Genomic DNA, 6,793 nt, shown 5'->3' with positions numbered 1-6,793 from the left:
GGCGCCTTTCCTCTCCCCCGTCGATCGGGGGAGAGGTGGCTCGGCGAAGCCGAGACGGAGTGGGGGTCGACCAGCGCTACATTGGACAATGCATGCGCCAAGCTGCATGCACACTATCGCCAAAGATCAGCCCGCTTGGAAATTTGTGCATGCGGTAGACAAGGAGAGCTGGAAAATAAAAAACCGGCGTCAGCTTGCTTCTGACGCCGGTCATTCAGGTTTTGGGATCGTCGCACCTGGTTTTTCCAAGGAAAAACTGAGGTTGGTTCGATCCGACGCTGACCCGTGGGCGGGGGGCTTGGGGTTTACGAGCCGGTGCCGGACCGAACCGTCTCAGGCAACGACCGTAAATTCGTCGGACATTGGGGCATGAGCGCGGATTATTTGTGGCGAGAATGTGGCGGAGCATCACCAATTCCAACATGTGTTTCGCAAACGTGACTGGACGTTTGGGAAACCGCGCGACCCGCGCGTGTTCGGCCGGCGCCGCATTTCCATCGTGCCCTTGCAATTCCCTTATGAAAGCGCGAACCTTGGCTGGCGCATGATTCAATCGAAGGATCGAGGCATGACCGATCACAGCGGCGGGACGGAGGATGGGGAAGCATCCGGAATATTGATCCCGTTGCACGAGGCGCGCAACGTACGCCTAGACCAGCCGGTGCGATTCGACCGGCGCGAGCTCGACCAGATCCTGAGGCTTTACGGACGCATGGTTGCGGCCAATGAATGGCGCGACTACGCGATCGATCATCTCACTGATCGCGCTGTCTTTTCCGTCTTCCGCCGGGCCAGCGAAGTGCCGCTGTTCCAGATCGTCAAGGACCCCAGGCTGGCGCGCCGGCAAGGCGCTTTCGCCGTCATCGCCGCCGGCGGGCGCATCCTCAAGCGCGGCCAGGAGCTCGGCCGCGTGCTCGGCGTGTTCGATGCCAAGCTGAAGGTTGTCGAGGCGTGAGAAGACGAATTGATGAACTGAAGAATTGATGAACTGAGGAAAAAAGCCGCGTCTCCAGCAGACCTGAGCGCCTCTTCTTCAATTCTTCAATTCTTCAATTCCTCAGTTCCCCCTGGGTCCCCGAAACCTTCGCTCCGGCAGCGAATCCGGATCCGGCGGCAATTCCGCGCCGCCATTCAGCGAAAGCTGCATGAACACCGTGTCCAGCCAGCGTCCGTGCTTGTAGCCGGAGCCCTCGAGGCGCCCGGAATGGCGGAAGCCGAGCTTCTCGTGCAGCCGCACCGAGGCGCTGTCCGCGCGGCCGTCGCCGATGACCGCAATGATCTGGCGGAAGCCCGCCGCGCGCGCCCTCTCAATCAGCGCCCGCATCAGCAGGAAGCCCACGCCCTGCCCCTTGGCCTCTGGCGCGACATAGACCGAATCCTCGATGACGAATCGGTAGGCGGGACGCGGCCTGAACGGCCCGGCATAGGCATAGCCGAGCACGACACCGTCCTTCTCCGCCACGAGATAAGGAAAGCCGCCCGCCGCTAGGACGTCGAATCGGTTGCCCATTTCGGCGCGGCTCGGCGGCTCCAGCTCGTAGCTTGCCGTGCCGTGCGCGACCGCATCGGCATAGATTTCGGTAATACGGTCGAGGTCGGCCGCAGTAGCGGCCCTGATCGCAATAGTGCTCATAATTTGTGCAGTTCTCGTTGCTGCCTCGATATCAGCAGAGGACTGCGCGAAAAGAAAGGGCGGCCGTTGGGCCGCCCTTCGCAAATCTATGGTCCACTGAAACCAGGATAACCGCCCTTAGCGGCGGTCGCCCATGAACTGCAGCAGGAACATGAACAGGTTGATGAAGTCGAGATAGAGGCGCAGCGCGCCCATGATCGCCTTGCGGCCGGCGACGTCGGCGACGTCACCTTCGAAATACATCTCCTTGATCTTCTGCGTGTCGTAGGCGGTGAGGCCGGCGAAGACCAGCACGCCGATCGCCGAGATGGCGAAGGCGAGCGCCGACGACTGCAGGAAGATGTTGATCAGCATCGCAATCAGCAGGCCGATCACACCCATGATCAGGAACGAGCCGAACGCCGACAGGTCGCGCCTGGTCGTGTAGCCGTAGAGCGACAGGCCGCCAAAGGCCGCGGCCGTGGCGAAGAAGGTCTGCGTGATGCTGGTGCCGGTGTAGACGAGGAAGATCGTCGACAGCGACAGGCCGACAAGGCCGGCATAGACCCAGAACGTGGCCTGAGCCGCGCCCACGCTCATCGACTGGATGCGGAACGACAGGAACATCACGGCGGCGAGCGGCGCCAGGATGACGACCCAGCGGAACGCGCTTGCATAGATCAGCTGGCCGAAAGCGGTCAGCTGGCCGTCGCCGGTGATGGCGAGCTGGAAAGCGCCCCAGGCGGCAAGGCCGGTAATGAGCAGGCCAAGCCCCATGAGGTTGTAGACTTTGATCATATAGGCGCGCAGGCCCTGATCGATATCGACGCGCACGCCGGGGGCGGCGGACGTCTGGTAGTTGCGAATGGGATCAGCCATTGGAAATCCTCTGTTGCTTCTGCCCCGTCCGGTGACAGGTCATTCGAGACCAGGCGCCGCTGGCGGGGCTCCAGCATGCCTGCGCAAAATATGAGCGTTCTCGACGTCAAGAACAAGACGGTAACGAGGCGCAACGCTTCGTGAGAAGGCAAAAGCCCGGTTTTCGGGTCTTCCGAGCGTCTTTCTTACAAAAATTTAACCGGGCTTACAAAGGTTTAAGCGGGCGGGCGGCTCTCGGCCCCCGCCGTCAGAGGTTGCGCAGCACCGGCGCCGCCTTGTGGCCGAGCACCCGCCAAGTGCCGGCAAGGCCCATGCCGACGGTGACCGCCAGCGAAACCAGGATCGTCGCCACCGCGACCTGTGGCATGAAATGCGACGGCAGCGTCATGACATGCGCGACCACGAACCAGGCGGCGATGCCGCCGGCGGCAAGCGCGAACAGCGCGGTCGCAAGACCGATCAGCATATATTCCAGGGAGAAGGCCGCAATCAGCGTCCGTCGCGTCGCGCCGAGCGTCTTCAGCACGACAGCGTCGTGGATGCGCGCCCGGTTGCCGGCGGCAAGCGCCCCGGACAGCACCAGCACTGAGGCGATCAGCGCCACGCCGGCTGCGGCGCGGATCGCCGCGCCCAATTGCGCCACCAGCCGGTTGACAATGTCGAGCGCGTCCTTGACGCGCACCGTCGTCACAGCCGGAAAGGCGCGGGTGACGGCGTTGAGCAGCCTTGCATCGTCGGCCATGGTGGCTTGTTTGTCGGTCAGTGTCGCCAGCCAGCCATGCGGCGCCCCGGCGAAGGTGTTGGGCGAAAACACCATGACGAAGTTGATGCCCATCGTCTCCCACTCGACCTGGCGGAAATTGGCGATCCTCGCGGTGACGTTGCGTCCAAGCACATTGACGGTGACGGTGTCGCCGAGCTTCAGCCCGATCGCCTTGCCCTCCTCGGCCGAGAACGACACCAGCGGCTCGCCGGAATAGTCCTGCGGCCACCATGCGCCTTCGGTCAGCGTCGCGTTTTCCGGCTGCTTGGCGTCATAGGTCAGGCCGCGGTCGCCGCGCAGCACCCAGGCGCCGTCGGCCGGGATCTTCAGCTTGTCGACGTCGACGCCGTTGAGCGCCATGATGCGGCCGCGCAGCATCGGCACCTTGACCAGCGTTCCCCGCGGCGACTCCTTGCCGACGAGGCCGGCGAAGGCATCGACATCGCTGCTCTGGATGTCGACGAAGAAGAAGTTCGGCGCCCGCTCCGGCAGGCTGCCGGAGATCTGCCGCCTGAGATTCCCATCGATCAGCGCAAGCGTCACCAGCAGCGTCAGCCCGAGGCCGAGCGACAGCACCACCGAGGGCGTCAGCGCTCCGGGACGGTGGATGTTGCCGAGCGCCAGCCGCAGCGAGACAGAGCGCACACGCGGGCTCCTTTTTGCGGCCCATTGCACCAGCGCCGCTACCAGCCGCAGCACCAGGAAGGCAAAGACCGTGGCGCCGACGAAGATCGAGGCGATGCGGTAGTCGTTGGCCGAAAGGATCGCCAACGCCGCCAGCGCCAGCACGATCGCGAGCGCCGCGCCCGTATAGGGCAGGCGCGGCAAGCCCCGGCTTTCAAAGCCCATTTCGCGGAACAGCGCGGTTGCCGGCACGTCGCGGGCGCGGCCGAGCGGCAAAAGCGCGAAGGCCAGCGTCACCAGCAGGCCGAACAGCGCGGCCAGAGCAAGCGCGCTGGGATAGAAGCCGCCTTGCGCCGGCACCGGGATGACCGACTGCAGAAGCGCGCTCGCCACGAACGGCATCGCGGCGCCAACGATAAGCCCGAGCACGATGCCAAGGCCTGCAATCAACAGGATCTGCACCAGATAGACGGTGAAGACGAAGCCGCCCGAGGCGCCGAGGCTCTTGAAGGTGGCGATGACGCCGCGTTTGCCGTCGAGATAGGCGCGCACGGCGTTCGCCACGCCGACGCCGCCGACCACCAGCGCCGTCAGCCCGACCAGCGTCAGGAATTGCGAGAAGCGCTCGATATTGGCGGAGAGCGCGGGGGCGGCGTTGCTGCGCGTGCGGATCGACCAGCCGGCCTGCGGGAAATCCTTCGCGGCTTGAGCCTGGATGTCCTTGATCCGCGCCTCGGACGTGCCGTCGGGCAGGCGCACCTTATAGGCGTTCTCGACAAGGCTGCCGGGCTGCACCAGGCCGGATGCGGCAAGGCCCTGGCGCGAAATCATCAGCCGCGGCGCGAAACCGAAACCGTCCGACACCGCATCCGGCTCGCTGACCAGCCTCACCCGCAATTCGAAAATGGCGCTGCCGAGTTTCAACCTGTCGCCGATGTGAAGATTGAGCCGGTCGAACAACAGGTCGGGCGCGGCGGCGCCGAACACGCCGGAGCTTTCGCCGAACAATTGCTCCTTCGGCAGCGCCGGATCAGTTTCCAGAGCGCCGAAGAGCGGATAGGCGTCGTCGACGGCCTTTGCCTCGACCAGCGCCTGGTCCGAGCCGTCCTCCAGCCGCGCCATCGAGCGCATGCCGGAATTGAGCGAAACCGTGCCGAGGCCCTTGATGAAGCCGAGTTCCGCATCGGAAGCGCTGCGCTGGTTGACCTGGAAGCGCAAATCGCCGCCAAGCAGCGTCTGGCCCTGATTGGCGACGCCGGCCGAGATCGCCTGCGCCACCGAATTGACGCCGCCAATTGCCGCGACGCCCAGCGCGATGCAGGCTAGGAAGATCATGAAACCGGACAGGCCGCCGCGCATCTCGCGCAGCGCGAAGCGGATGGCGAGCTTCAGGGTTCGAAGCCGGGCGGCCGCCATGCCTCTATGCCGTCACTTTGAGCAAAGGCGCATCCTCGATCCCCCCCGAACGCATCGAGACCTGGCGCGCACAACGCCCGGCCAGCGCCGGATCATGCGTCACCAGCACCAGCGTCATGCCGCGTTCCGCCGCCTTGGCGAACAGGAGGTCGGCGATCTGCTTTCCCGTCGCCTGGTCGAGATTGCCGGTCGGCTCGTCAGCGATGAGGATGCGCGGCGACGGCGCCAGCGCCCGCGCGATCGCCACGCGCTGCTGCTCGCCGCCGGAAAGCTCTCCCGGATAATGCGTCACGCGGTCGCTCAGGCCGACGGCCGCGAGCTCCCGCGCGGCCACCCCGAACGGATCAGTATGGCCGGCGAGCTCGAGCGGCACGGCGACATTTTCCAGCGCCGTCATGTTGGGGATGAGATGGAAGGATTGGAACACGATGCCGATGTTTCGCCCCCGAAACGAAGCGATCTGGTCCTCGCTTTTATCGTTGATCAGCTCGCCGGCGATCCGGACCGTGCCCGAATCGACTCTTTCCAGGCCGGCAAGGACCATCAGCAGCGTGGACTTGCCGGAGCCCGACGGACCGACGATGCCGGTGGCTTGCCCGGGCGCCACGTCGAGGCTCACACCCTTCAGCACATGGACGGAGGACGCGCCCTCGCCGAGCGTCAGCGATACGTCCCTCAGCGCGATGACGGCTTCTGTCACAATGAAAGTGCCCTATATGTGAAAAAAGGAGACGGTCTGTGTCTCCTTCGTTGGGTTGTTTCGGTCATATGGGGCTCGCCGCATGGCATTCAAACACCGTTCTGCCGCAGCCCTCATCCTTTTCCTCGCCCTTTGCGGCGCCATTTCGCCGGCGCGCGCCGCCACCTTCACCATCGTCGGCTTCGGCGACAGCCTGATGGCTGGCTACAGCCTTGGCCCCGGCCAGGGTTTCACCGACAGGCTGCAAGCGGCTCTGAAGGCAAAGGGCCTCGACGTCGCCGTCGCCAATGCCGGCGTGTCGGGCGACACATCGAGCGGCGGGCTGGCGCGGCTCGACTGGTCGGTGCCGGACGGCACAAGGCTGGTGATCCTCGAGCTCGGCGCCAACGACATGCTGCGCGGCGTCTCGCCTGAGATCGCCGAAAAGAACCTCGACGCGATGCTGGGCAAGCTGAAGCAGCGCAACATCCCGGCGCTTCTCGCCGGCATGCGCGCCGCGCCCAATCTCGGCGCCGATTACCAGAAGGCCTTCGATGCCATCTATCCGCGGCTTGCCGAAAGATACCGCGTTCCGCTCTATCCGTTCTTCCTCGACGGCGTCGCCGGCCACCCCGACCTGCAGCTGGGAGACGGCCTGCATCCCAATCCCCGGGGTGTCGACGTCATGGTCGAGCGCATCCTGCCCGTGGTCGAGAAGGCGATCGCCGACAATGGAGGGCCATCATGAGTCCGTGATGCCACGCTTTCCGCTGGGGAAACTTTGTGGACAACAAACCGCTTGCCCCGCGCCAATATCGAT

At 64.7% G+C, this 6,793-nt stretch carries 6 protein-coding genes; 2 read left to right on the top strand and 4 right to left on the bottom strand.

All coding sequences use genetic code 11. The features are described 5' to 3' along the window. Positions 1–568 precede the first annotated feature (568 nt). Positions 569–955, top strand: a complete 387-nt coding sequence (locus LB552_RS27990; RefSeq protein ID WP_224611345.1) for a DUF2794 domain-containing protein — start codon at positions 569–571, stop codon at positions 953–955. A 102-nt stretch (positions 956–1,057) separates the two neighbouring features. Here LB552_RS27990 and LB552_RS27985 read toward each other — a convergent pair whose 3' ends face one another. From LB552_RS27985 to LB552_RS27970, 4 genes are all read right to left on the bottom strand, one after another. Then, positions 1,058–1,633: a GNAT family N-acetyltransferase gene (locus tag LB552_RS27985; protein ID WP_224611344.1), complete on the bottom strand. Its 576-nt coding sequence runs from the start codon at positions 1,631–1,633 to the stop codon at positions 1,058–1,060. 117 nt (positions 1,634–1,750) lie between these two features. After that, complete coding sequence (locus LB552_RS27980) at positions 1,751–2,491, bottom strand: Bax inhibitor-1/YccA family protein (protein ID WP_095769993.1); 741 nt, start codon at positions 2,489–2,491, stop codon at positions 1,751–1,753. 247 nt (positions 2,492–2,738) lie between these two features. Continuing rightward, the gene (locus tag LB552_RS27975; protein WP_224611343.1) at positions 2,739–5,294 is read right to left on the bottom strand and encodes an ABC transporter permease; all 2,556 of its coding nucleotides are present in this window, start codon (positions 5,292–5,294) and stop codon (positions 2,739–2,741) included. 4 nt (positions 5,295–5,298) lie between these two features. Next, positions 5,299–5,994 (bottom strand): ABC transporter ATP-binding protein, encoded by a 696-nt coding sequence (locus tag LB552_RS27970; protein WP_224611342.1) that lies wholly within the window; start codon positions 5,992–5,994, stop codon positions 5,299–5,301. Positions 5,995–6,076: 82 nt separating this feature from the next. Here LB552_RS27970 and LB552_RS27965 point away from each other — a divergent pair, with 82 nt between their 5' ends. Further along, positions 6,077–6,721 carry an arylesterase gene (locus LB552_RS27965; RefSeq protein ID WP_224611341.1) on the top strand — a complete coding sequence of 215 codons (645 nt, stop codon included), beginning with the start codon at positions 6,077–6,079 and terminating at the stop codon, positions 6,719–6,721. The last annotated feature ends 72 nt before the right edge of the window (positions 6,722–6,793 follow it).

The organism is Mesorhizobium sp. CA7 (assembly GCF_020165015.1).
In the GTDB taxonomy this organism is placed as follows: Bacteria; Pseudomonadota; Alphaproteobacteria; order Rhizobiales; family Rhizobiaceae; genus Mesorhizobium.
The sequence above is the reverse complement of the archived record's forward strand: the minus strand, read 5'-3'. Positions and strand labels throughout refer to the sequence as shown.